The following is a 20545-nucleotide window of genomic DNA, read 5'->3' on the forward strand; positions in this document are numbered from 1 at the left end:
GACCTTGCTTGCCGTCCCCGCAAACGTCCGAGGCCTTCCATGTATCACCACGTCAAGAAGCTGATGTTCACCGTCCGTGTCGACGAGCCCGATCCGCGCTTCGGCAACATGCTGCTGGAGCAGTTCGGCGGCGCCAATGGCGAGCTCGCCGCCGCCATGCAGTACTCGATCCAGGGCCTCAATTGCGAGGACCCCGATCGCAAGGACCTGTTGATGGACATCGGCACCGAGGAGCTGAGCCATCTCGAGGTCGTCGGCACGCTCGCCCGCATGCATCTCAAGCCCGCCAAGTTCGACCGCGAGGCGGCCGAGGCCGATCCGCTGATCGCGATCGCCGGCGGTGGCGGCGTCAACCTGTTCAACTCGCAGGGCAGCGCCTGGACCGCGGACTATCTCAAGATCACCGGCGAGCTCGACGTCGACCTGCGCAGCAACATCGCCGCCGAAGCCCGCGCCAAGATCGTCTATGAGCGGCTGATCAATTTCACCGACGATGCCGGCACGAAGGACGCGCTGCAGTTCCTGATGACGCGCGAGATCACCCACATGAAGGCGTTCGCGCTGGCGTTGGAGAGCATGAACAAGCCGGCCTTCAGCATCGGCCGCATCGCGCCGACGCCGGGCCTGGTCGATCAGTTCTTCAACGATTCCACCGGCACCGGCGACCACGGCGAGATCGACACCCGCGGCCCCTGGAACGAGGGCGGCGACTGGGTGTTCACGGAATCGCCGGCGATCCAGGCCGACAACGGCGCGGCCAATGCGATCGTCACCGAGAGCTCGCCGCCGGCCGACGAGGCCGGCCTCGGCGATCTCCTGATCGAGGAGCTGCGCGACATCCTCCACGCCGAGAAGCAGCTCACCAAGGCGCTGCCGAAGATGGCGGAGGCCGCGCGCTTCGATCAGCTCCGCGAACTGTTCGAGCAGCACCTGGCCGAGACCGAGGCGCAGATCGAGCGCATCAACGAATGCTTCGAGCTGCTCGGCAAGACGCCGCGGGCAAAACCCTGCAAGGGCATGATGGGCCTGGTCGAGGAAGGCCAGGAGATCATCGCGCAAGGCGAGGACAAGGAGGATGCCGCCGCCGATCTGGCGCTGATCGGCGCCGCCCAGCGCGTCGAGCATTACGAGATGTCCGGCTACACCACCGCCCGCAATCTCGCCCAGCAGCTCCGCCACAGCGCCGTCGTCGCCCTGCTGTCGAAGTCGCTGGCCGAGGAGGAGAACGCCGATCAGCTCCTCAACCAGGTCGCCCGCTCGCTGATGTCGGTCGCCAAGATGCCGGCGGCGATCGAGCAGGCGTGAGCATCGTGTGTAGGGCGGATCAGCGAAGCGTGATCCGCCACTTTCCCAACATCGATGGCGGGTTACGCCTTCGGCTAACCCGCCCTACACGTCTGCCAAGGCGTCATGGCCGGGCTTATCCCGGCCATCGCGCTGCGCGTTGTCGCGCGATCCGTATCTCGATCTACTCCGTGTAGCTCCGCCACCGCTCCGCCCGGCGGAAGTGGATGGGCGTCAGGCATCGCCGTGCGCGGCTGATCTGGGCCTCGGTGGCGCCGCGGCTGCGCGCATACATCTCGGCGACCTCGGCGGTATATTTCTCGACGTAGTAGCGGACTTCCGAACAGGACATCCGGGTCTCAGGACCGGCCTCGTTGGCCGCCTGCACCTCGGACCCCATCGCCAGGATCAGAATCCCCGCGCCGATCACACCCCGCAACATCGACATCCTCCCCATTGTCGCAGCTGCCTGCTAACAGGCGTGACTCGGCGGGCGAGGGCAAATTAACAATGGGCCGCGCACGACATCGCGCGCGGAGTGTTGCTTCATGGCGTCAGTGCGACGCGACGAGCGGTCGCCGCGCGCCTCTGCGACGCTGGCAAAGTTCCTCGTTCGGAACCGATGCGTTCGAAAGCCGCCGCGTTTTCTGGGCGTCGCGTCGTCGCTCGGCCCGGTGCGCAGGACGGGCAGGCAATGCGGGCCAGTCTCAGGCCGTCACGCTTTGGCTCGACGCAGCCGTGCTGCCGGCCGCGCCATTGGTCGCGCCCTGCGCATTGTAAGTCTGCGCGTTGTTGCCGCTCTCGTTCGAGGCCGCAGAGGTCTTGGTCACCTCGGTCGAGCCGTCGGAATAGGTGATCGTCGTCGTCGTGATCCCGTCCAAGGTGATCGAGACCTCGCTGACCACGGTCTTGCCTGACGACGAGCCGCCGCTGCCGGAGGAGCTCTCCGACGTACTGCTGGATGAGCTCGTGGCCGATGATGTTGAAGTCGTCGAGGTGGAGGAGGTGGCGGTTGTGGTCGGGACCGAGGTGATGGGCGTCGTGACGGAGCTGATCGACATGGGAGTCTCGCGTGAAGAGGGACCGTGCCGCGCAAGCCGCGCGGCTCGCTTCTTCAACGCAGCGGCAGCGCGGAGCTGGCGCGACGAGTTGCGTCCGAATGTGTCGCGACGCTGCCCTCGACACATGATGACGTCGGCAGCGTTGTCGCCTCCCGCGCAGGCGCCATCGATGCTGTGGCCGCGCTTCAGCTCTGAGGTACGGGAGCACGGTTGTCGAGAGCGAGTCGATCGAAGAACTCAATTGAAAGTAGAGATGTCAGTCGCTAGGGTCTCGTCCGAACGATGGGAGGGAGCGATGGCAAATCGTGATGAACTTCTCGAACGGGTCAGGCGCGCCTACAAGGCCCGCGATGCCGGCGCACTGGATGATCTGATGGCCGAATTTCATCCAGATGCCGTGTTCACGCTGGCAGGCGACAACACCACCACGGCGATGGTCGGCTGCATGCGCGGTCATTGTGACATCCGGCAGGGCGTAGCCAGGCTCATCGATACTTTCGAATTCGTGCAGCGCCAAGTCCTCGCCGAGCTGGTGGATCAGGACCGCGTGGTGGTGCATTCCCGCGCCGTCGTCCGCAGCCAGCCGACGAAGATGACACGCGAAACCGACATCCTCGACCTGTTCCGGATCCGCGACGGGAAGATCGTCGAATTCCTTGAGTTCGCCGACACCGCGCTGATCAAGGCCATGGTGTCCTGACGCATGCGCGGGAGCGCGACGACGCGTAGTGCGGCTACTTGCCGAGGATCTTCTCCGCGGCGGTCACAATGCTCACCGTCGGATGCTCGGCGCAATATTTGCCGAACTTCTTGGCGTTTTCGACGAACACCTCGGTGTCGAAGATGGCCTCGTCCTGGTCGCCCTTGTACCAGCCGTCGAGCCAGATCAGCACCATCTGGATGCCGTTGTCGCCGCTTTCAGCGAACTGCTTGCAGCTCATGGTCGACAAATCGAGGACGACCGCCGACGCCGGCGCAGACGACAGCATCAGGGCAGCGCCGAACAGCGCGGCAACGACGGATCTCATATTCATTCTCCGAATGACTTTGATGAAAAACAGCGAACTATTTAGAGCCTTCCCAAAGCCTTCGCCAAATGGGGGCGAACTGCGTGACCGTGGTCGCGCCGGAACCAGGCCAGGTAGAACTGGAGGGATCGACGACGGAAGTCAAGGGCGGCGAAGGTGAGTCGCGCGACAGCCGGCTGCATGCGACGCAAATCCTGCACGCGTCAGGACCATCGATGCGAGCCGGCTGTCGCCAGCGTGCTGGGTCGCCTTCGCCGCTGACGAGGTGCCGAGAGCGCTGGGGGAGGTTGGGGGATGCGCCCCGCATGGCGGTACCTCGACCAGATCTCATAGCTAAGTAATTGCACCGTCGCCGTAATGCGTAGTGTCAGGCCCGATCATATCGTTGGCACAGACGAGTTGCATCCATCGCAACCGGATAGACACCGGATTGATCTGCCTCAAGCTGCGCGTATCGATATTGAAGCACGCTGTAGTTGCCGATGAGAGGATGAACAACAAGGAGAGGGCAGATGCCGAATATAATATCAGTTATGCAGCCGCGCGATGAGGGGGGACGACGATGGCAGTAGTTGCTCAATACATAGTCAAGCCGCAACCCGGCAGCGACCTCGCGGAGCTTATCAACATGACAGCAGAAATTGCTGCCCTCTGGCGGACCTTCGGCGGCAACGTAAAGCTATGGTCTCCCTCAGTGGGCGAGGTTGGGAATTTGGTTCTCGCGGTAGGCTTCCAGACCTTCAAAGCGTACGGCGATGCCGTCGACAAGTTGTACGCGAGTAAGGCGTTTCACGATTGGCAGGCAAAGAGATTGAAGTCGGGAATGACCGAATGGGTCCGAGATAGTGTCGCGGTTGAAATTTCAATCTGACAACAAGCCAACGGATGCCAAGCCCAATCGGGTGACATAATCTGTCCCAGAAGCATAGAGCCGCAGGTTGCGGTCCTGCGGCGAGTCGTCCGCGCGCTCGCCATCACGTGGCAACGATCGATTGGCAGTTCTAAAACTAGTCGAGCGGATCCCACTCCGCCTTGGTCTGGGTCAGCGTGGCGAACTCATAGCGCGCGATCAGGGCGCGCGATCAGGCCGAAATTGCCGCCGCCGCACATGTGCCCGCCGAGGCCGACGGAGTCGCAGGATCCAGCCGGCAGAGTGAGGCCGAAGTGCCAATGGAGCCGGCGGTAGAGGTCCCAGTTGGTGCCGCCGCTCTGGGCGTAGTAGACACCCTGTTGCGCGTCAAAACCGATCTCGTCGAGCAGGCTGACGTCGATGAGGGCCAGCGTCTGCTCGGTGAAAACGAAGTCCTCGTAGCAGTGGCCTCCACCGCTCACCTGGACATGGCCGGGACCGAAGCCGACCGCCTTGGCGAGCGCGACCTGTGCGCCTTGCTCGGTCAGCGGGACGAAGATCACCGCGCAGTTCGGCGCCAGCCAGCGCCGATTGAAGCCCTGTGTGAGCCCGACGAATTGTGGACTGTTCGGCTCCAGCACCAGCAGGTCAGTCCCGGCGGCGGCAACGAATTCGGACTTTGCCTGCGCGGCCGGCCGGCCCGTCGATGCGAGCAGGCTGGCGATCGATCCGCCGGCGGTCGCCCGCCGCTTCAACAGTCCGTGTATCTCCATGACCGCCTCCCTCTCGCGTCCTGAATCCGCATCCTTCGCATTGGCCCCGTGTCCCGCACCAGACTGGCGGGGGTAAGGGATGCAACTCTCCGCCGCGTCTTCAGTCTGTGATTGAATTGATGGCCCGAGGTGCGATCGAGGGCTGCTGGTGGGCTGCGGCTGGTTGGCCGCGCCCGACGGGCAAATCATGGTAATCCGAAAACTTCTGTCAATGGATTCTGAAAAACATAAATTTCTTTTCGTCTCACCCAAATCAGCATTATGGTCCGCGCATCCCGTTGCACGGTAGGGGACGGTTCGCGGTCGTCACGGACGTTGGCAGCGGGATGCGGTGGACGCGGGTGGGCGCAGTGCCGTTGGCACGGACGAACGGCTGCTCGCGGACGGTGAAGGCGTGTGGTTCTGATACTCCGATGCTAGTATCCAGCGCGATGCGCGAGAGCGCATTGTCGCGACATGGTGGCCAGAAAGCCCGGTGCACCAGGAAGAGCGCGCTATAGCCCGTTAAAACCATCGCGCGGGGAAGGCCGGGTCTGTCCGGCTGTACCTGTGGTGACTGCCGCCTGCTTTTTTTCTGCAGGCGGGCCACGGGCCTCAGCCGAGGTCCGGCCTTCCTCGCGCCCTCCACTTGGTGAGGGCGGGACTCAAGGGCATCACTCGGGCGCGCAGCGCGTCGCGAGAACGCGGATGCTCATCTCATCACGAGCTCATCTGATGCGGCATTTTGTATGGCAGTGTGGATCGGGACTGTGCGCCTGGCGTCATTGCGAGCGCAGCGAAGCAATCCAGAGTCCTTGCTCGACCCTGGATCGCTTCGCTGCGCTCGCGATGACGGAATTCCGAGTAGACGGCCTGCGCAAGAAACGACCTTCATCGCCACAAAGTTTGCAATGACGTAGTGCGGGGCAGGGCGCGGCCACAACCTCAACTGTCGTCCCGGCCTTGAGCCGGGACCCATAACCCCAGGGAGGAGTGCGGGGCACGATGGAGGAGCGATTGGGCCAAGCCATGACCGCCGGTGAGTCTGGGTCCCGGCTCAAGGCCGGGACGACACCTTTTGTGTGGCGCATGTCGCGCCACCAGCACATTGTGTGGCTCGAGTCCTCACGCCACCAGCACGGCCTCCGCGGCGAGCACGGCGTCGGCGCCGTCGGTGACGGTCTTTTCCAGCGACGGCGCCTGCACCGCGAACGTCTCGGCGAAGAAGCGGGCCAGCGCGACGTGGCGGGCGCCGTCGGTCTCGTTCTCGCTGCGCGCGGCCAGCGCCTCGTTGGCGAGCATGCAGCCGCCGAGCGCGGAGCCGAACAGGCGCAGGTAAGGCGTGGCGCCGGCGAGCGCGTCGTTCGGCGCGGTGCCGAGCTTGTCCAGCAGCCAGCGGCTGGAGCGGTCGAGCGCGCCCAGCGCGTCGCGCAGCTTGGCGCCGGTGGTGCCGAAGGCCGGATCGTTCGAGGCCTCGACGCGGCGGACGATCTCGGTGAGCTCGTCGAGCAGCTTGAAGACGGAGGCGCCGCCATTGGCGCCGAGCTTGCGCGTCACCAGGTCGATCGCCTGGATGCCGTTGGTGCCCTCGTAGATCGCGGTGATGCGGGCGTCGCGATAGTGCTGTGCGGCGCCGGTCTCCTCGATGAAGCCCATGCCGCCATGGATCTGCACGCCGAGATAGGCGACCTCGTTGCCGATGTCGGTGGAGAAGGCCTTCGCGATCGGCGTCAGCAGCGCGCCGCGCGCGGCGGCCTCGGCACGGACGGCCGGATCCTTGGCGCGCACGGCGACATCGAGCGCGACGGCGGTGGCGTAGCAGATCGAGCGCGAGGCGGCGGTCAGCGAGCGCATCTGCATCAGCATGCGCTTGACGTCGGGATGGGCGATGATCGCATCGGAGCCGGGGCCTTTGCTGCCGACGGCGCGGCCCTGTTTGCGCTCCTGCGCATAGGCCAGCGCCTGCTGATAGGCGCGATCGGCGACGCCGACGCCTTCGAGGCCGACGCCGAGCCGCGCCTGGTTCATCATCGTGAACATGCAGCGCATGCCGGCATTCTCTTCGCCGACGAGATAGCCGATGGCGCCGCCATGGTCGCCCATCGTCATGGTGCAGGTCGGCGAGGCGTGCATGCCGAGCTTGTGCTCGATGCCGCTGGCATAGATGTCGTTGCGGGTGCCGAGCGAGCCGTCGGCGTTGACGAGGAATTTGGGGATGAGGAAGAGCGAGATGCCCTTGGTGCCGGCCGGCGCATCCGGCAGCCGCGCGAGCACGAAATGCACGATGTTGTCGGTCATGTCGTGATCGCCATAGGTGATGAAGATCTTCGAGCCGGTGATGCGGTAGGTGCCGTCGGCGGCGCGCTCGGCGCGGGTGCGCAAGGCGCCGACATCGGAGCCGGCCTGCGGCTCGGTCAGCTGCATGGTGCCGGTCCACTCACCGGAGATCAGCTTGCCGAGATAGATGTCCTTCAGCTCGTCGCTGCCGTGCGCGTCGAGCGCCTCGATGGCGGAGAGTGTCAGCAGCGGACACAGGCCGAAGGCGACGTTCGAGGCGCTCCAGATCTCGGTGCAGGCGGCGTTGATGGCGAGCGGCAGGCCCTGGCCGCCATGCGCCTCGGGGCCGGACACCGCGTTCCAGCCGGCCTCGGTCCAGCGCTTGTAGGCATCGGGCCAGCCCGGCGCGGTCGTCACCTTCTTGTCGGCGAGCTTGACGCCGTTCCTGTCGCCGATCGTGTTGAGCGGGGCGAGCACGTCGGTGGCGAACTTGCCGGCCTCCTCGAGCACGGCGGCGGTGATGTCGGGGTCGAAATCGCCGTAATGGCCGGCCTCGACCGCCGCCTTCAGCCCGGCGCCGTGGTTGAGGGCGAGCAGCATGTCGTTGAGCGGGGCGCGATAGGTCATGGCGTGTCCTCGGGGGTCGAAATTTGCCGGTTTGGCCGCCGTCATCCCATGAAACCGGCCGGGTCTCAACTTTTTCGCAAGTCGTTGCGGCAGGCCGCCGCGGCGGCTCGGGACGGGCGGGATAAGAGCTTGTCCAAATTGACGAATTGGCGGCAGCCCCGGATCACTTGGGCGCGCCGTAAAATTCCTGCCGCCCGGCGGTTGAAATGGGCGGGCGCGCTCTGTAGACCACGGACGCCGATCCGGAATCGCCGGGCGTCTCCACGCTACGCCGATCCGCCGAGCCTGATGGGGCGTAGCCAAGCGGTAAGGCAGCGGATTTTGATTCCGCCATTCGGAGGTTCGATCCCTCCCGCCCCAGCCAGATTTCTGCTGCCCGGTCAGTATCTTACATTTTCACGATTTTGTTGTTCTGAAACTCGCCAGAGACCGCATTCTGAAACTCCGTTTGCGTTGTGTTCGCCAAGACGTGAGCTCGTCGTTTGCGTGTGGCCGCAAGGATGCGCGGAGCTGTGCGCTTGGCATAGCCGGCGTAACTTTCCTTTGTGCAGTGTGCCGACAGGGCGCGGCCCTGTCCCTCCGTAAGTTCGGCTTCCTCAAGCTCGGTCATCCCGCCGTGTCGGCAGGCGTCGAGACTGTCAGCAAACCCTACTCGTTCTCCGGCATGCAGAAGCTCGTTCAACGGATGCGGAAGGAAATTTGGTCTGCCCGTCACGTTCACACTCGACGGCGAATTCGGCCGGGTATAGTCGGTGAACTACGCGCGATGCCTTGCGGCATAGGCCGACGAGTTTTTCGCCGCGCCGAAAGAGGACACTTTCGCCCGCGCTATTCTTGATGAACATCTCGTAGACCTTATCGGCGGCGCGCGGGGTGATACTCTTGATCGGCAGCGATCCGATGCGCTCACCTTTTTTGTTTCGCAGATCGCAGACGGCTTGCATGCTGTGCTCATAGCTTGGCCACGACCGCTTCGAGACCTTCTCAAGATACGCCTTCGTCTGCTTATATTCGCGGAAAAGCCAGTCAAGCGACCCGACGCGCGCTATAGAAGCTTTCGCGTAGATCACACCCAATCTCGCTCGAAGAGCGCCATTTTCCGCTCTCCGTGACAATTGGTGATTGTAAGATCGTCACCGGAGAACCGGACACTCATTGATCTGTGTCAAGAAACGAAGCCTATCGAGAGGACAAGGTTGCGGCCTCTACCGAGGAGCCGCTTTATCGATGGCACAGGTAAGAAGTGACACCCACGACATCCGGATCCCGCCGATTGGTCTTGCAGGAGTGTTGCATGTCCCGGGAGATGCCTATGCAATTGTCGCCTTCGTACATGGGAGTGGTTCAAGTCGGTTGAGTCCGCGAAACCGGGCGGTCGCAGACGCATTGAACACCCGGGGTATGGCGACGCTTCTATTCGATCTTCTCACCGACGATGAAGAGGATGATCGGGCCAACGTCTTCGATATCTCGCTGCTAGCGGACCGGCTCGCTGGCGTTGTCAGCTGGCTGGATGCACAGCCGTCTCTCGCAAGACTTCCCCTGGGCCTGTTTGGGGCCAGCACTGGAGCTGCGGCTGCACTCGTTGCGGCCGCGAAATTTCCCCGCCACGTGAGGGCTGTCGTATCGCGGGGCGGCCGGCCGGACCTTGCTGGTGACTTCCTTGATGAAGTTCAGGCCCCCACCCTCCTTGTTGTGGGAGGAGCGGATGTCGGCGTGATCGAACTCAACGAGGAGGCGTTGGCACGGCTGCAGGGTTTGAAGGCCTTGGAAATCATTCCGGGTGCCAGCCACCTGTTTCCCGAGCCGGGAGCGCTGGAGGCGGTTATTGAGCATGCTGCTCGCTGGTTCGAACATTATCTCGGGGCTGGCTCGGAGAAGTCGGCGCCCGGTATCGGGACCGAAAACGAGCGCAAGGGATCGTAGCGCCGTTCGAGAGCCGATTGGAGACGAGATGGATCGTTTTCGTCTCCGGCCACATGCGACCTGCCTCAGCCGAACGTGAACAGCCAGTCCGTGACGGCACAACGATCACGACGCTGGGCGCAAGGCTGACGAGCTTCTGCAATTCGCTGCCAAGTAACAACGATGCAGGCACGCGACGTGTCATGACCACCCCTGCGCAGGACGTGTCATGACCAGCCCTGCGCAGAAAGGCAGTTTGAAGCAATGCTGGATATCGCCGATCCGCTCCAGCCTCGCAGCCTCCGTGGCTGGATTGACGTTTCTCTCAAGCCGCCTGCTTGGTCGTCAGACCTTTGATTTACCTCATGGCACCCGTCTGTCCATGGGGCTGGATATGACAAGCATCTCCGAGCGGAGTCATGTCGGATGAATCCTATGGACAGCGGAACCATCACAGTCCAGCAAGGAGGCGCGTCTGTCCGCCCCGAAGCGAAGGGCCGTCACTATCAGAGGATCATTGAGCAAGCGGAAGGCCTGCAGCCCCTCCGCACAGCCGTCGTCCATCCAGTTGATGCCCTGTCTCTCAGCGGTGCCATCGAAGCAGCGCGAGCGGGCTTGATTCTGCCCGTGATGGTCGGGCCCGAGGCGAAGATACGGGCGGCGGCCGAGCAGGCCAAGCTCGATTTGACCCCTTACGAACTCGTTCCGGCTGAGCACAGCCATGCGGCCGCTGTACAGGCGGCCGCCCTCGCCCGCGACCGCAGGGTGGAAGCGCTGATGAAGGGCAGCCTGCATACAGATGAATTCATGATGCCGATCCTGGCTGAGGAGAAGCTGCGGACCGAGCGCAGGATGAGCCACATATTTGTCATCGACACCCCGCTCTATCCGCGGCCGCTTTTCGTGACCGACGCAGCCATCAACATCTATCCAAATCTCTCCGACAAAAGGGATATTGTGCAAAACGCAGTTGACCTTGCGCATGCGCTTGGCAATCCGTCGCCTCACGTCGCAATTCTCTCGGCGATCGAAACTGTTACCGAGAAGATTCGCTCCACGATCGATGCGGCGGCACTCTGCAAGATGGCGGATCGCGGTCAGATCACTGGAGCCGTCATCGACGGGCCACTCGCCTTCGATAATGCCGTTTCCAGGGAGGCGGCGACGAGCAAAGGCATCGTCTCTCCGGTTGCCGGACGGGCCGATATCTTTGTTGTGCCCGACATCGAGGCGGGTAACATGCTGGCAAAGCAACTCGAATATCTCGCCGGCGCGGACGTTGCGGGCGTTGTGATCGGTGCTCGCGTTCCCATCATTCTGACGAGCCGGGCCGACAAATCACTGGCGAGACTCGGATCTTGTGCAATCGCGTTGCTGTGGGCACGCTATCGCGTGCCGACTGCCTAGCAGAAACAGGACTTCTCGTCCTTAGACAGAGCCCAGCATCGCTCCGACCGGGGGGCGCGCGCCGCCGCCCGTTGCATCCTGATTCAAGCGGCCGGCGATTGAAGTTGCCGGGCAAGGCTCAGAACTCGCAATTCCCGCGGGTGCAACCAACTTACTCCTTGGCCGATTCCAGTTTGGCTCTGAGATAGGCGATCATTCCGGAGAGAGTAACGAGTTTGGGATAGTCGATCTCCGGAATATCGATGCCCGTCCGGTGATGCAGGGCGGTCACGAGGTTCAGGAAGTCTATCGAGTCAATATCGACGTTCTCGCGCAAATCAGCTGCTGGATCAATGTTTGCCAGATCGACTTCTGGCGCGATGTTGTTAAGCTCCTGTTTGACGATTTCGCTGAGCTCACCCTGCGTGATTTTGCGAATCTCGATCTCGGTCATAGCTTTTCAGGCTCCTGCAAAAGTCTGCCGATCTCGGCCAGAAACAAGGCGCCGGCGTGTCCATCGGTCACGCGATGATCACCTGCCAGCGTCATGGTCACCACGGAACGGGGGCCGATCACGCCATCGATGATCCAGGGACGCGTAACGACCTTACCAAAGCCAACGATCGCGACCTGGGGTGGATAGATGATGGCATAGAGAGCTTCGACTCCGCGCTCGCCGAGGCTGGATACTGTGATCGTCGGATCTGACAGTTCCGAACTGCGAATCCGCCCCGAGCGCGTTCGTTGCACCAGGTCGCGTAAGCTGCTCATCAAGTCGTGGAGCGGCAGTCGGTCCGCGTCATGCAGAGCCGGCGCCGCCAAGCCGCCGCCGCGGATCGCAATGGCAACCCCGACATGCACCGCCTTTGACGGCTCGAATTTGTTGTCGCGGTAGAAGCCGTTGAAGGCTGGAAAGCGACGAATCGCCAGCGCGACCGCCTTCAGCGCAAGCGCGCCGATCAAAAGGCGGCTGTCGGGCGGAAGCGCCGCGTTTTGTTCGGCCAGCCAGTGTTCGCATGGCGTGACGTCGATCTGATGTTCAAGATAATAGTGTGGGATCTCCCGCTTCGACCGGGCCATTGCGGCCGCGATGGCTGTCCGCATCGCCGCGAGATCAAGCCCGCCCGCGCGCCTCTTTTCGGTTGGTGGCGGGGTTGCGCCGGACTGTCGCTCCACGTCGACGTAGACGATTGCTCCGCCCGGTCCGCTGCCGGTGATGGTGGAGAGATCGACGCCGCGTTCTGCGGCGAGCTGTCGTGCGGCAGGCGAAGCGGGAAGCCGTCCCACGACAGCAGCCGCAAGCGGTGGCGGCATTGGCGCGCCGATCGGCGTGGGCGGTGGTTGGGAGGGCACCGCAATCGGGGGATGCGCGGTTGGCAGAGGTAACGGCGGTGGCACCGGCGCTGTGACGGCGGCTCTTTCTTCACCGTCGGTACGGATCAGTGCTAGCGGCGTTCCGACTGGCACCTTGCTGTGAAGATTGACGAGGAATTTTTCGATTTCGCCGGCCAGGAAGGTTTCGATCTCGATCGCACCCTTCTGTGTCTCGACCACCGCAACAATATCGCCGCGTTTGACCCGGTCTCCCGGCTTCACCAGCCATTCCACCAGCGTGCCGGCTTCCATATCGGCGCCGAGAGAGGGCATGAGGAATTCGGCCACGGCCCGCCTCACGTCCGGCCGAGCGCCGTTTTCGCAGCGGTCACGATCTTCGCTGTCTGTGGCAGTGCCGCGTTTTCGAGGTGGTGAGGGTAGGGGATCGGCACCTCCTCGCTGCAAACCCGCCCGATCGGCGCGTCGAGCGACCAGAAGGCTTGTTCGACGATGCGCATGCCGATCTCTGCCGCCAGGCTCCCGGAGCGCCAGCCTTCGTCGACGATGACGGCACGTCGGGTCTTGGCCACCGAAGTCATGATCGTGGCGTCGTCGAGCGGCCGCAGACTGCGCAGATCGATCACCTCGGCATCGATGCCATCGGTTGCGAGCGCGGTCGCAGCCTCGAGCGTCTTCCAGAGCGACCCGCCATAGGTGATGAGAGAAATATCGCGGCCCTGGCGGCGCACGGCAGCCTTGTCGATATTGACGGCTCCGGCACCGGACGCGAGCTTGCCCGACATGTTGTAGAGCATGACGTTCTCGAAGATCAGCACCGGGTCGGGTTCCTGTAGGGCGGTCCACAGCATGCCGCGGGCATCTTCCAAGGTTGCCGGCGCGAGCACCTTGATGCCGGGAATATGTGCGTACCAGCCTTCAAGGCTGTGGGAATGTTGGGCTGCCAGCTGGCGGCCGGCACCGGTGGCCATGCGGATCACAAGCGGCACGCCGAACTGATTGCCCGACATGTGGCGCACCGTCGCTGCATTGTTGAGGATCTGATCGAGCGCGAGCAGGCTGAAATTGACCGTCATCAGCTCGACGATCGGCCGCATGCCAGCCATTGCTGCGCCAATGCCGGCGCCGGTAAAGCCTGACTCCGAGAGCGGCGTATCGCGAATCCGCTGCGGCCCGAATTCGGCGAGCAGTCCGTGACTCACCGCGTAGCAGCCGCCATAGCGACCGACGTCCTCACCCATCAGAAAGACGCGGTTGTCGCGGCTGAGCGCGTCCCGAAGCGCTGCACGCACCGCCTCGCGATAGGTCATCTCGATTGCATTGGTCCTGGGTGCCACCTGCTGCATGAAACCTCACATCCCGGTGGGGACCGCTCTGTCTGCATAAACAAAGCGGCTCAGTTGCTCGGTCGGCTCCCATGTCCCGGCCTCAGCAAAAACGACTGCTTCAGCGATTTCGGCATCGATCTCGGCCGTCATGCGGGACACCTCGTCCGGATGGACCATGTGATTGGCCTCGAGCCATCCCTGGAAACGCACAATCGGCTCCCGTGGACGCCACGACTCGACCTCGGCCTTGTCGCGGTAGAGCTGGGGATCGAACATTGAATGCGCGCGCAGCCGATAGGTGCGGCATTCAAGAAAATAGGGCATGCGCGTTTTGCGCACCGCCTGGACCGCGCGGCGGGCCGCCGCCTCGACCGCCACCACATCCATGCCATCGACGGCTTCCGAAGTGATGCGGTAGCATGCCGCCTTGCGCTGGATGTCAGTTTCGGATTCCGAAAGGGCGAGCGCGGTTCCCATGGCGTAGAGATTGTTTTCGCACACGAACAACACCGGCAACTGCCAAAGCTCCGCCAGATTCAGGCTTTCGTGGAATTCGCCTTCGGCCACCGCGCCGTCTCCGAAGAAGCATGCCGTGACGAGATCATCGCCCTGCATATGGGAGGCGAGCGCAAGGCCGATCGCCAACGGCAGGCCGCCACCGACAATGGCATTGCCGCCATAGAAATTGGTCGCGGCGTTGAACAAGTGCATCGAGCCGCCACGTCCGCGGCTGCAGCCTTCCTGCTTGCCGTACATCTCGGCCATCACGGTTGTCATCGGCACGCCGCGCACCAGGGCCTGCCCGTGCTCGCGATATGTCGCCACGATCCGATCGCGTTTTTCCAGCGCGGTTATCACTCCGACAGCGACCGCTTCCTCGCCGTCGTAGAGATGCATGAAGCCGCGGATCTTCTCCTGAGTGTACAATTCGGCACATTTCTCCTCGAAGCGGCGGATGCGGATCATGTGCTTGAGCAGACCCAGCATGTGCTCGCGCGACAAATGCGGCTTTGTGGCTGCAACCGTCATCGTTCCTCGCTTTCGAGAGTGGAGAGGTCGCCTTCGGGCAGACCGAGTTCGCGGGCCTTGAGGAGGCGCCGCATGATCTTGCCGCTGCGAGTCTTCGGCAGGTTCTGGCGGAACGCGATGTCCTTTGGCGCGACCGCCGGTCCGAGCCGCTGCCGCGCGTGGCCGAGGAGCTCCTTTCGCAGCGCGTCGCTCGGCGCAAAGCCCGGGTTGAGCGCCACGTAGGCCTTGACCACCTCGCCGGCAGTGGGCTCCGGGATGCCAATCACGCCGGCTTCCGCAACGGCCTTGTGCTCCATCAGGGTGCTCTCCACCTCGAAAGGTCCGATCAGATGGCCGGAGCTCTTGATGACGTCGTCGGCGCGGCCGACGAACCAGTAATAGCCATCGCTGTCGCGCATCGCGAGGTCACCGGTGAGATACCAGCCGCCTGCAAAGCACTTCTTGTAGCGCGCCTCCTCGTTCAGGTAGCCCCGCATCATCGACGGCCAGCCCGGATGCAAGGCCAATTCGCCCATGGCCATCGGCTTGGCAATCTCGCGCAGCCCGCCGCCTTCCAATCGTTCGACGATGCCGGCCTCGATGCCGGGTAGTGGTCGGCCCATCGACCCCGGCTTCACGTCCATCGACAGAAAATTCGTGATCATGATGCCGCCGGTCTCGGTCTGCCACCAATTGTCGTGGAACGGCTTGCCGAAAGCCTCCATGCCCCACATCACGGCTTCCGGATTGAGCGGCTCGCCGACGCTGGCGAGCAGGCGCAGCGTCGACAGGTCGAACTTCTTGGCAAATTCGGCGCCGGCCTTCATCAACATGCGGATTGCGGTCGGCGCGGTGTACCAGACCGTGATTTTCTGATCCTGCAGAATGCGGTACCAGCGCTCGGTGTCGAACTCGGCCTGGTCGATGACCATGGTCACGCCATTGGTCAGTGGCGAAATGATTCCGTAAGAAGTCCCGGTGACCCATCCCGGGTCTGCGGTGCACCAGAAAATATCGTCGGGATGAAAGTCGAGCACGAGCTTGCCGGTCACATTGTGGGCGATGACCGCCTCGTGCACATGCACCGCTCCCTTGGGCGTGCCGGTCGTGCCGCTGGTGAAATGGAGCAGCGCCATATCCTCAGGGAGGGTCCGCACCGTCTCGAAGACTTCAGAGGCCTCCGCAAGCGCCGCAGCAAGGTCGATCGTATCGGGCGGCAAAGTGGCCGAGCATTCAGTCAGGAACACTCTTTCCAGGCTGGCGAGCTCCCTGCGCCAGGGCTCGATCTTGCGGCGATAGAAGGCTTCGGTGGTGATGAGCGCCTTGGCTCCGCCGATCGTCATGCGCGCCTTGATGGGCTCGGGTCCGAACGCCGAGAACAAGGGTGAAAACACGCCGCCATTCTTCAGCGTGCCGAGGGCTGCGATGTAGAGTTCCGGCACCCGCCCGAGCAGCGAGAAGACCCGGTCGCCCTTCCTTATCTCGTGCCGGGCCAGGGTGTTGGCGAAGCGGTTCACCTGGGCGCCGAGCGCGGCATAGGTGAAATCGCGAGTGCTGTCGTCGCGGCCGATCCAGCGCAGCGCAAGCTTGTCGCCGCGACCGGCCTTCATATGGCGGTCGATGGCCTCATGGGCGATGTTGAGACCGCCGCCGGGAAGCCCGTCGAGCAAGGCTCGCGCATCGGCCCATGAGAAGGTCCGCCTGGCCTCATCATAATCGATCAGGTTTGCGCCGACGTAGTCTTGCGGGCGCTTGCGGATTCGTTCGCATTGCTGCTCGGTCTGAGCTTCACTCCCGCCGCGGGAGTTCGCCGCGTCCGTGGTGGTCATGATTGGCTCCGGTTCATTGCGAACGCGCCCGACGCGTCGCTGTACCAGCTAAAATTTGGTCCGAGCGCGCGGACGCTCGTTGATCTGCGTCAACAATGAGCCCCGCGGTCTGCCAGTTTGGCACCGTGTGACCTGTCCCCGAAGTTTCATCCAGCCGCAATTGGAGTCCTGTTGGGTTTGCAGTGACGACGCAGGTGCGGTGCCCGCGTTTGGAGGCGCATATGAGCTGACGGTCATTGTCGATGACACCAGGCGAGCGAGCCGGAGATCCAGTTCGAGGGCCGCGATCACGCCACCCTAGTCATATCAATGGGGGCGCGTCTCGCGAGCTTCTTGCCGATGCCCGACACGCGCGCTTTGCCGCAGATTGACAATGGGTCATGTTTCTATGCGCTCAGGTTGGCAGCGCTATCTCTCATAGCGGCCGACAAGAACCGCTTCCGCGAGCGCAAATTTGCGTGCCTCGCGCTCGACATCCCGGCAGGACGCGTTTGCCTTGGCCCTGACATGGTCGGTCGAAAGCGCGAGCAGCCGAAAATGATAACGATGCGGCCCGTGGTCATGTGGAGGGCAGGGCCCGCCATAGCCGGTCTTGTGGAAGTCGTTCACCGCTTCCTTGATGATCACATTCGTGGCATTCTCGGCAAGCTCCGTCTTCGTGAGCGGAATGTCGTAGGCCGCCCAGTGATGCCAAGTGCCGGCGGGCGCGTCGGGATCGTCGCAGAGCAGCACAAAGCTCCGCGTTCCCGCTGGCGCACCGGACCACTGTAGAGGAGGCGAAACGTTGTCTCCGTCACAGGTAAAGTGCCGCGGAATGACCGCTCCGTCGGCAAAGGCGCTGGAAACGAGCTTCATGGCTCTCTCCTTCAGGCTGCGGGGGACATCGGCTCGGGCTTGACGAGTTCTTCCAGATCCGGCTCGCCGCAACGAGCGAGCATCCATTGTCGCACTTGGTCGCGCAGCCGAATGATGGATTGAAAATCGGTGCCGCCGGGTTGGATCGGATCGCCGATCTCGATGCTGACTGCGCTGTAGCGCGGGAACCACTGATCGCTGCGCAACATTGTCCGTGTGCCGGCGATGATGCCCGGCAGGACGGGAAGATCGGCTTCTGCCGCGGTCTTGAAGGCGCCGAGATAGAAGCCGGACAACCCGGCCCTGCGCGTGAACGTTCCTTCTGGAAAGAAGACGAGAAGCCGCCGGTCGCGGGCTAGCGCACCCAGTCGCGCGGCATCCGTCAGGCTGCCCGAGACGTCGTAACGTTCGACGAAGGGAATATCGAGCCGGCGCAGGATTGGTCCTGCGACAAGCTGCTCGGCCAATTCACGCTTTGCGACGATCGCTGGCTCCCTGGGGAGTGTCGCAGCCAGAGCAAAGGCGTCCATATAGCTGGAATGGTTGAATACGAGTACCGCCCCTTGCGCAGGAATTTTCTCCAGGCCCTTGATCGCAAGCGGAACGCCCATCCCTGCGAGCGCAATGCGACCGATCTGCCTGAGCGCCGACCAGCGCGATCTCGGCGTCGGAAGGATGAGCACGGCAAGATATCCCGCAGCGAAGGCGCCGCCGAGCATGATCCACCACCATGCTGCATAGATGTCCTCGTAGAGCAGTCGGCCAAGCCGACCGGCCTGAGTCGCCGCGCTGGCAAGGGCAAGACGCAACAACTGCAAACCAAGTGTGCCCTGGTGCGTATCGATATCGCCTCTTTGGTATAGCTCCCGGGCCGCACTGCGGCGAATCTTTCCGCTCGATGTCTTCGGCACTGTGCGAGGCGGCGCCAACACGATCTCGTCGGGTGGCGTGCCTGCGACGTCCGTCACAACCTCCTGGGCGCGCGCCTGCAACTCGAGGCGGCGAGGTTGGTCGGACTCACGGGTTTCGACCAGCACGACAACGCGCTCCGTCCCCGAGACGCGATCGGGTACGCCGAACACCGCGACGCCGCCTTTGTGCACGCCCGGGATATTGGCAACTGCTTGCTCGATCTCTTGGGGATAGAGATGCCTGCCGGCTCGTATGATGATGTCCTTGACGCGTCCCGTCACGAAGATGTCGCCCCCAACCATGTAGCCTCGGTCGCCGGTGTCGAGCCAATCTCCATGGAACAGTTCGCGCGTCTTCGTCTCGTTGCGGAAATAGCCGCTTGTCGCTGATGGGCCGCGAAACTCGATCCGTCCTTCCCGCCGTTCGCCCAGCTCGCGGCCGGTCGCGTCAACCACGCGGATTTCATGGCCGGGAAGCGGCTGGCCGCACGCCGGAATCTCCAGGACCGCTGTATCGCCAGGCGGTGCCGGCTTCGCGATGCCGTGAATACTCAGTTCGTCGCGATTGATGCGATCGATGACCGGCCCGCGGCCGAGCGGCGGAAAAGCCAGGCCGACGGAGTTTTCGGCCAGGCCATAGACCGGCGCCATCGCCTTTGCGGGAAAGCCGTGACGGCCGAACCGCTCGGCAAACTGGCGCAGAGTCTGGACGCTGACCGGTTCGGCGCCGTTGGCGACCATGCGCAGCGAGCCCAGATCGAGTCCCTCGAGATCATAATCGCTGATCTTGGCAAGGCATAGCTCGAAACCGAAATTGGGCGATGCTGAAAACGTTGCGTGATACCGATGCATCGCCCACAGCCAGCTCTGCGGTCGGATCAGAAAACTCAACGGCGACATCACGTAGAGCGGTGCTGCATAATGCATGCAGCCGAGCCACGCGCCGATCAGCCCCATGTCGTGATACAGCGGCAGCCAGCTGACGAAGACGTCGGCGGAACCGGCTTCCATCACCGTGCCCATCGCTCTGATGTTGCCGAGCAGCTTCGCATGGCTGAGCACCACGCCTTTCGGGTCACCGGTGCTGCCTGACGTATACTGGATCAGGGCCGTTGCACTCGCATCCTTCAAACGGGGTAGCGGCGCCGGCGCCGCGGAGGCTTCGATGTCGGCGACACTGGCGACGCTGACCAGGCTTTGCACCAGACTGCGAAGCAGGCCGGCTAATCGCCGTCCTTCCGGCATGGTGATCAGCATCCGGGTGCCGGCATTGCGCAAAATCATGGTCTGGCGCCGTAGATGGTCCTCAAGCTGCGACAGGCGCATCGGCGGGTAGATCGGGACCGGTATCGCGCCGGCGTAGAGAATGCCGAAGAAGGCGACGAAAAAATCGATGCTGGTGGGGAGCATCAATCCAATCCGGTCTCCTGCCGTGATGTCTCGCGCGATCAGACCGCGGGCCACCTGCCGGGCTTTCGCCGCAAGTTCTCCATAGGTGAGCGTCCCGAGCGTCGTCGCCTCGTCCTGCAATACTGTCAAATGCAGCCGGTCGGCGTGTCGCGTGGCGTGCCAGTCCAGCACCTCGATCAAGGTGCGCGCCTCGCTTGCGGCCGGTACGGCCGGAAGCGCCGAAACCGGGCGCCCGACTGAGACCGGGCGGTCCAGCGTCGGGCCGGCCCGTTCGAGCGCGCGGACCAGATCCTCGACGGTTTCTGCCTCGCCGACCGCCTGCGCCGGAAGGCGAACGTGGAAAGCCCGCTCGATGCGCAGGATCAATTCAGTGCGCGCGAGGCTGTCGATCCCGAGGTCTCGCTCGATGCGACTCGAAGGCTCGACCTCCATGAACCGGCCGCGCTGAGGATGAAGCTCGTGGACGAGATCCTTCACGAGCGCGATCAAGGCGCGACGACGCTCGAGAGTGCCTGGCGCAAAATCATCCATGACATCAGGTAGCTCGAATAGCTCACGCGACTATTGAGCAATGTCAATTTGGCCATGCGCAGATGCGGCACTGGCAACCGCCAGCAGTTGCCCGCCGCATCCATGTCGCAACCAGCGTCGCCACCATGACCGACGCATTGCGTCAGGTGCGTCTGTTCCTGTGCGGGGACG

At 63.2% G+C, this 20545-nt stretch carries 19 protein-coding genes and 1 tRNA gene; 7 read left to right on the plus strand and 13 right to left on the minus strand.

The features are described 5' to 3' along the window. Nucleotides 1–39: 39 nt before the first annotated feature. A complete protein-coding gene (locus ACQR10_RS28390; RefSeq protein WP_316218412.1) occupies nucleotides 40–1305 on the plus strand; it encodes a DUF892 family protein in 1266 nt (421 codons plus the stop codon). Between the two features lie 163 nt (nucleotides 1306–1468). On the opposite strand, the gene ACQR10_RS28395 is transcribed toward ACQR10_RS28390, so the two are convergent. Both ACQR10_RS28395 and ACQR10_RS28400 read right to left on the minus strand, forming a co-directional pair. Then, nucleotides 1469–1726, minus strand: a complete 258-nt coding sequence (locus tag ACQR10_RS28395) for a hypothetical protein (RefSeq protein ID WP_434839800.1) — start codon at nucleotides 1724–1726, stop codon at nucleotides 1469–1471. Between the two features lie 265 nt (nucleotides 1727–1991). Next, complete coding sequence (locus ACQR10_RS28400) at nucleotides 1992–2165, minus strand: hypothetical protein (RefSeq protein ID WP_434839799.1); 174 nt, start codon at nucleotides 2163–2165, stop codon at nucleotides 1992–1994. Here ACQR10_RS28400 and ACQR10_RS28405 point away from each other — a divergent pair. Continuing rightward, complete coding sequence (locus ACQR10_RS28405) at nucleotides 2137–3045, plus strand: nuclear transport factor 2 family protein (protein WP_434912145.1); 909 nt, start codon at nucleotides 2137–2139, stop codon at nucleotides 3043–3045. The two genes, ACQR10_RS28400 and ACQR10_RS28405, sit on opposite strands and share 29 nt — an antisense overlap. A gap of 34 nt (nucleotides 3046–3079) precedes the next feature. On the opposite strand, the gene ACQR10_RS28410 is transcribed toward ACQR10_RS28405, so the two are convergent. After that, a complete protein-coding gene (locus tag ACQR10_RS28410) occupies nucleotides 3080–3373 on the minus strand; it encodes an HdeA/HdeB family chaperone (RefSeq protein WP_434839797.1) in 294 nt (97 codons plus the stop codon). A 562-nt stretch (nucleotides 3374–3935) separates the two neighbouring features. On the opposite strand from ACQR10_RS28410, the gene ACQR10_RS28415 reads away from it, so the two are divergent. Continuing rightward, complete coding sequence (locus ACQR10_RS28415) at nucleotides 3936–4244, plus strand: hypothetical protein (protein WP_434839796.1); 309 nt, start codon at nucleotides 3936–3938, stop codon at nucleotides 4242–4244. 185 nt (nucleotides 4245–4429) lie between these two features. Here the strand turns inward: ACQR10_RS28415 and ACQR10_RS28420 are convergent, their stop codons facing one another. Then, the gene (locus ACQR10_RS28420) at nucleotides 4430–4996 is read right to left on the minus strand and encodes a hypothetical protein (RefSeq protein ID WP_434839795.1); all 567 of its coding nucleotides are present in this window, start codon (nucleotides 4994–4996) and stop codon (nucleotides 4430–4432) included. A 1104-nt stretch (nucleotides 4997–6100) separates the two neighbouring features. Next, nucleotides 6101–7879, minus strand: a complete 1779-nt coding sequence (locus ACQR10_RS28425) for an acyl-CoA dehydrogenase (RefSeq protein ID WP_434912146.1) — start codon at nucleotides 7877–7879, stop codon at nucleotides 6101–6103. A gap of 289 nt (nucleotides 7880–8168) precedes the next feature. On the opposite strand from ACQR10_RS28425, the gene ACQR10_RS28430 reads away from it, so the two are divergent. Continuing rightward, a tRNA-Gln gene (locus tag ACQR10_RS28430) sits at nucleotides 8169–8243 on the plus strand. Nucleotides 8244–8517: 274 nt separating this feature from the next. Here the strand turns inward: ACQR10_RS28430 and ACQR10_RS28435 are convergent. Beyond that, on the minus strand, nucleotides 8518–8955 hold the full coding sequence (locus ACQR10_RS28435; protein ID WP_434912147.1) for a hypothetical protein: 438 nt from the start codon (nucleotides 8953–8955) through the stop codon (nucleotides 8518–8520). Between the two features lie 325 nt (nucleotides 8956–9280). On the opposite strand from ACQR10_RS28435, the gene ACQR10_RS28440 reads away from it, so the two are divergent. The 3 genes from ACQR10_RS28440 (at nucleotide 9281) to ACQR10_RS28450 (ending at nucleotide 11191) form a co-directional block, all read left to right on the plus strand. Continuing rightward, nucleotides 9281–9805: a dienelactone hydrolase family protein gene (locus ACQR10_RS28440; RefSeq protein WP_434912148.1), complete on the plus strand. Its 525-nt coding sequence runs from the start codon at nucleotides 9281–9283 to the stop codon at nucleotides 9803–9805. Nucleotides 9806–10013: 208 nt separating this feature from the next. Next, nucleotides 10014–10214, plus strand: a complete 201-nt coding sequence (locus ACQR10_RS28445) for a hypothetical protein (protein ID WP_316238325.1) — start codon at nucleotides 10014–10016, stop codon at nucleotides 10212–10214. Nucleotides 10215–10219: 5 nt separating this feature from the next. Further along, a complete protein-coding gene (locus ACQR10_RS28450) occupies nucleotides 10220–11191 on the plus strand; it encodes a bifunctional enoyl-CoA hydratase/phosphate acetyltransferase (protein WP_315802370.1) in 972 nt (323 codons plus the stop codon). Nucleotides 11192–11342: 151 nt separating this feature from the next. Here the strand turns inward: ACQR10_RS28450 and ACQR10_RS28455 are convergent, their stop codons facing one another. The 7 genes from ACQR10_RS28455 to ACQR10_RS28485 form a co-directional block, all read right to left on the minus strand. Then, a complete protein-coding gene (locus ACQR10_RS28455) occupies nucleotides 11343–11624 on the minus strand; it encodes an acyl carrier protein (RefSeq protein WP_316218417.1) in 282 nt (93 codons plus the stop codon). After that, nucleotides 11621–12832, minus strand: a complete 1212-nt coding sequence (locus tag ACQR10_RS28460; protein ID WP_316218418.1) for a dihydrolipoamide acetyltransferase family protein — start codon at nucleotides 12830–12832, stop codon at nucleotides 11621–11623. The genes ACQR10_RS28455 and ACQR10_RS28460 overlap by 4 nt, the downstream gene beginning before the upstream one ends. Nucleotides 12833–12840: 8 nt before the next feature. Continuing rightward, a complete protein-coding gene (locus tag ACQR10_RS28465) occupies nucleotides 12841–13848 on the minus strand; it encodes an alpha-ketoacid dehydrogenase subunit beta (RefSeq protein WP_315802373.1) in 1008 nt (335 codons plus the stop codon). 6 nt (nucleotides 13849–13854) lie between these two features. Next, nucleotides 13855–14859, minus strand: coding sequence for a pyruvate dehydrogenase (acetyl-transferring) E1 component subunit alpha (gene pdhA / locus ACQR10_RS28470; RefSeq protein WP_315802374.1), 1005 nt, complete (start codon nucleotides 14857–14859; stop codon nucleotides 13855–13857). Further along, complete coding sequence (acsA, locus tag ACQR10_RS28475) at nucleotides 14856–16667, minus strand: acetate--CoA ligase (RefSeq protein ID WP_434912149.1); 1812 nt, start codon at nucleotides 16665–16667, stop codon at nucleotides 14856–14858. The genes pdhA and acsA overlap by 4 nt, the downstream gene beginning before the upstream one ends. A 408-nt stretch (nucleotides 16668–17075) precedes the next feature. Continuing rightward, a complete protein-coding gene (locus ACQR10_RS28480) occupies nucleotides 17076–17522 on the minus strand; it encodes a YbhB/YbcL family Raf kinase inhibitor-like protein (RefSeq protein WP_316178395.1) in 447 nt (148 codons plus the stop codon). Nucleotides 17523–17533: 11 nt separating this feature from the next. Further along, nucleotides 17534–20374, minus strand: a complete 2841-nt coding sequence (locus ACQR10_RS28485; RefSeq protein ID WP_316218421.1) for an AMP-binding protein — start codon at nucleotides 20372–20374, stop codon at nucleotides 17534–17536. Between the last annotated feature and the right edge of the window lie 171 nt (nucleotides 20375–20545).

Origin of the sequence: Bradyrhizobium sp. HKCCYLRH2060 (assembly GCF_051168135.1) — a bacterium.
Classification (GTDB): domain Bacteria; phylum Pseudomonadota; class Alphaproteobacteria; order Rhizobiales; family Xanthobacteraceae; genus Bradyrhizobium.

What these genes read in the sequence shown, in the direction of transcription:
- ACQR10_RS28445 (WP_316238325.1), top strand. Translation starts at nt 10,014, where the DNA reads ATGACCAGCCCTGCGCAGAAAGGCAGTTTGAAGCAATGCTGGATATCG.
- acsA (WP_434912149.1), bottom strand. Translation starts at nt 16,667, where the DNA reads ATGACCACCACGGACGCGGCGAACTCCCGCGGCGGGAGTGAAGCTCAG.
- ACQR10_RS28455 (WP_316218417.1), bottom strand. Translation starts at nt 11,624, where the DNA reads ATGACCGAGATCGAGATTCGCAAAATCACGCAGGGTGAGCTCAGCGAA.
- ACQR10_RS28440 (WP_434912148.1), top strand. Translation starts at nt 9,281, where the DNA reads ATGGCGACGCTTCTATTCGATCTTCTCACCGACGATGAAGAGGATGAT.
- ACQR10_RS28395 (WP_434839800.1), bottom strand. Translation starts at nt 1,726, where the DNA reads ATGTTGCGGGGTGTGATCGGCGCGGGGATTCTGATCCTGGCGATGGGG.
- ACQR10_RS28485 (WP_316218421.1), bottom strand. Translation starts at nt 20,374, where the DNA reads ATGGATGATTTTGCGCCAGGCACTCTCGAGCGTCGTCGCGCCTTGATC.
- ACQR10_RS28415 (WP_434839796.1), top strand. Translation starts at nt 3,936, where the DNA reads ATGGCAGTAGTTGCTCAATACATAGTCAAGCCGCAACCCGGCAGCGAC.
- ACQR10_RS28465 (WP_315802373.1), bottom strand. Translation starts at nt 13,848, where the DNA reads ATGCAGCAGGTGGCACCCAGGACCAATGCAATCGAGATGACCTATCGC.
- pdhA (WP_315802374.1), bottom strand. Translation starts at nt 14,859, where the DNA reads ATGACGGTTGCAGCCACAAAGCCGCATTTGTCGCGCGAGCACATGCTG.
- ACQR10_RS28420 (WP_434839795.1), bottom strand. Translation starts at nt 4,996, where the DNA reads ATGGAGATACACGGACTGTTGAAGCGGCGGGCGACCGCCGGCGGATCG.
- ACQR10_RS28450 (WP_315802370.1), top strand. Translation starts at nt 10,220, where the DNA reads ATGGACAGCGGAACCATCACAGTCCAGCAAGGAGGCGCGTCTGTCCGC.
- ACQR10_RS28390 (WP_316218412.1), top strand. Translation starts at nt 40, where the DNA reads ATGTATCACCACGTCAAGAAGCTGATGTTCACCGTCCGTGTCGACGAG.
- ACQR10_RS28410 (WP_434839797.1), bottom strand. Translation starts at nt 3,373, where the DNA reads ATGAGATCCGTCGTTGCCGCGCTGTTCGGCGCTGCCCTGATGCTGTCG.
- ACQR10_RS28480 (WP_316178395.1), bottom strand. Translation starts at nt 17,522, where the DNA reads ATGAAGCTCGTTTCCAGCGCCTTTGCCGACGGAGCGGTCATTCCGCGG.
- ACQR10_RS28425 (WP_434912146.1), bottom strand. Translation starts at nt 7,879, where the DNA reads ATGACCTATCGCGCCCCGCTCAACGACATGCTGCTCGCCCTCAACCAC.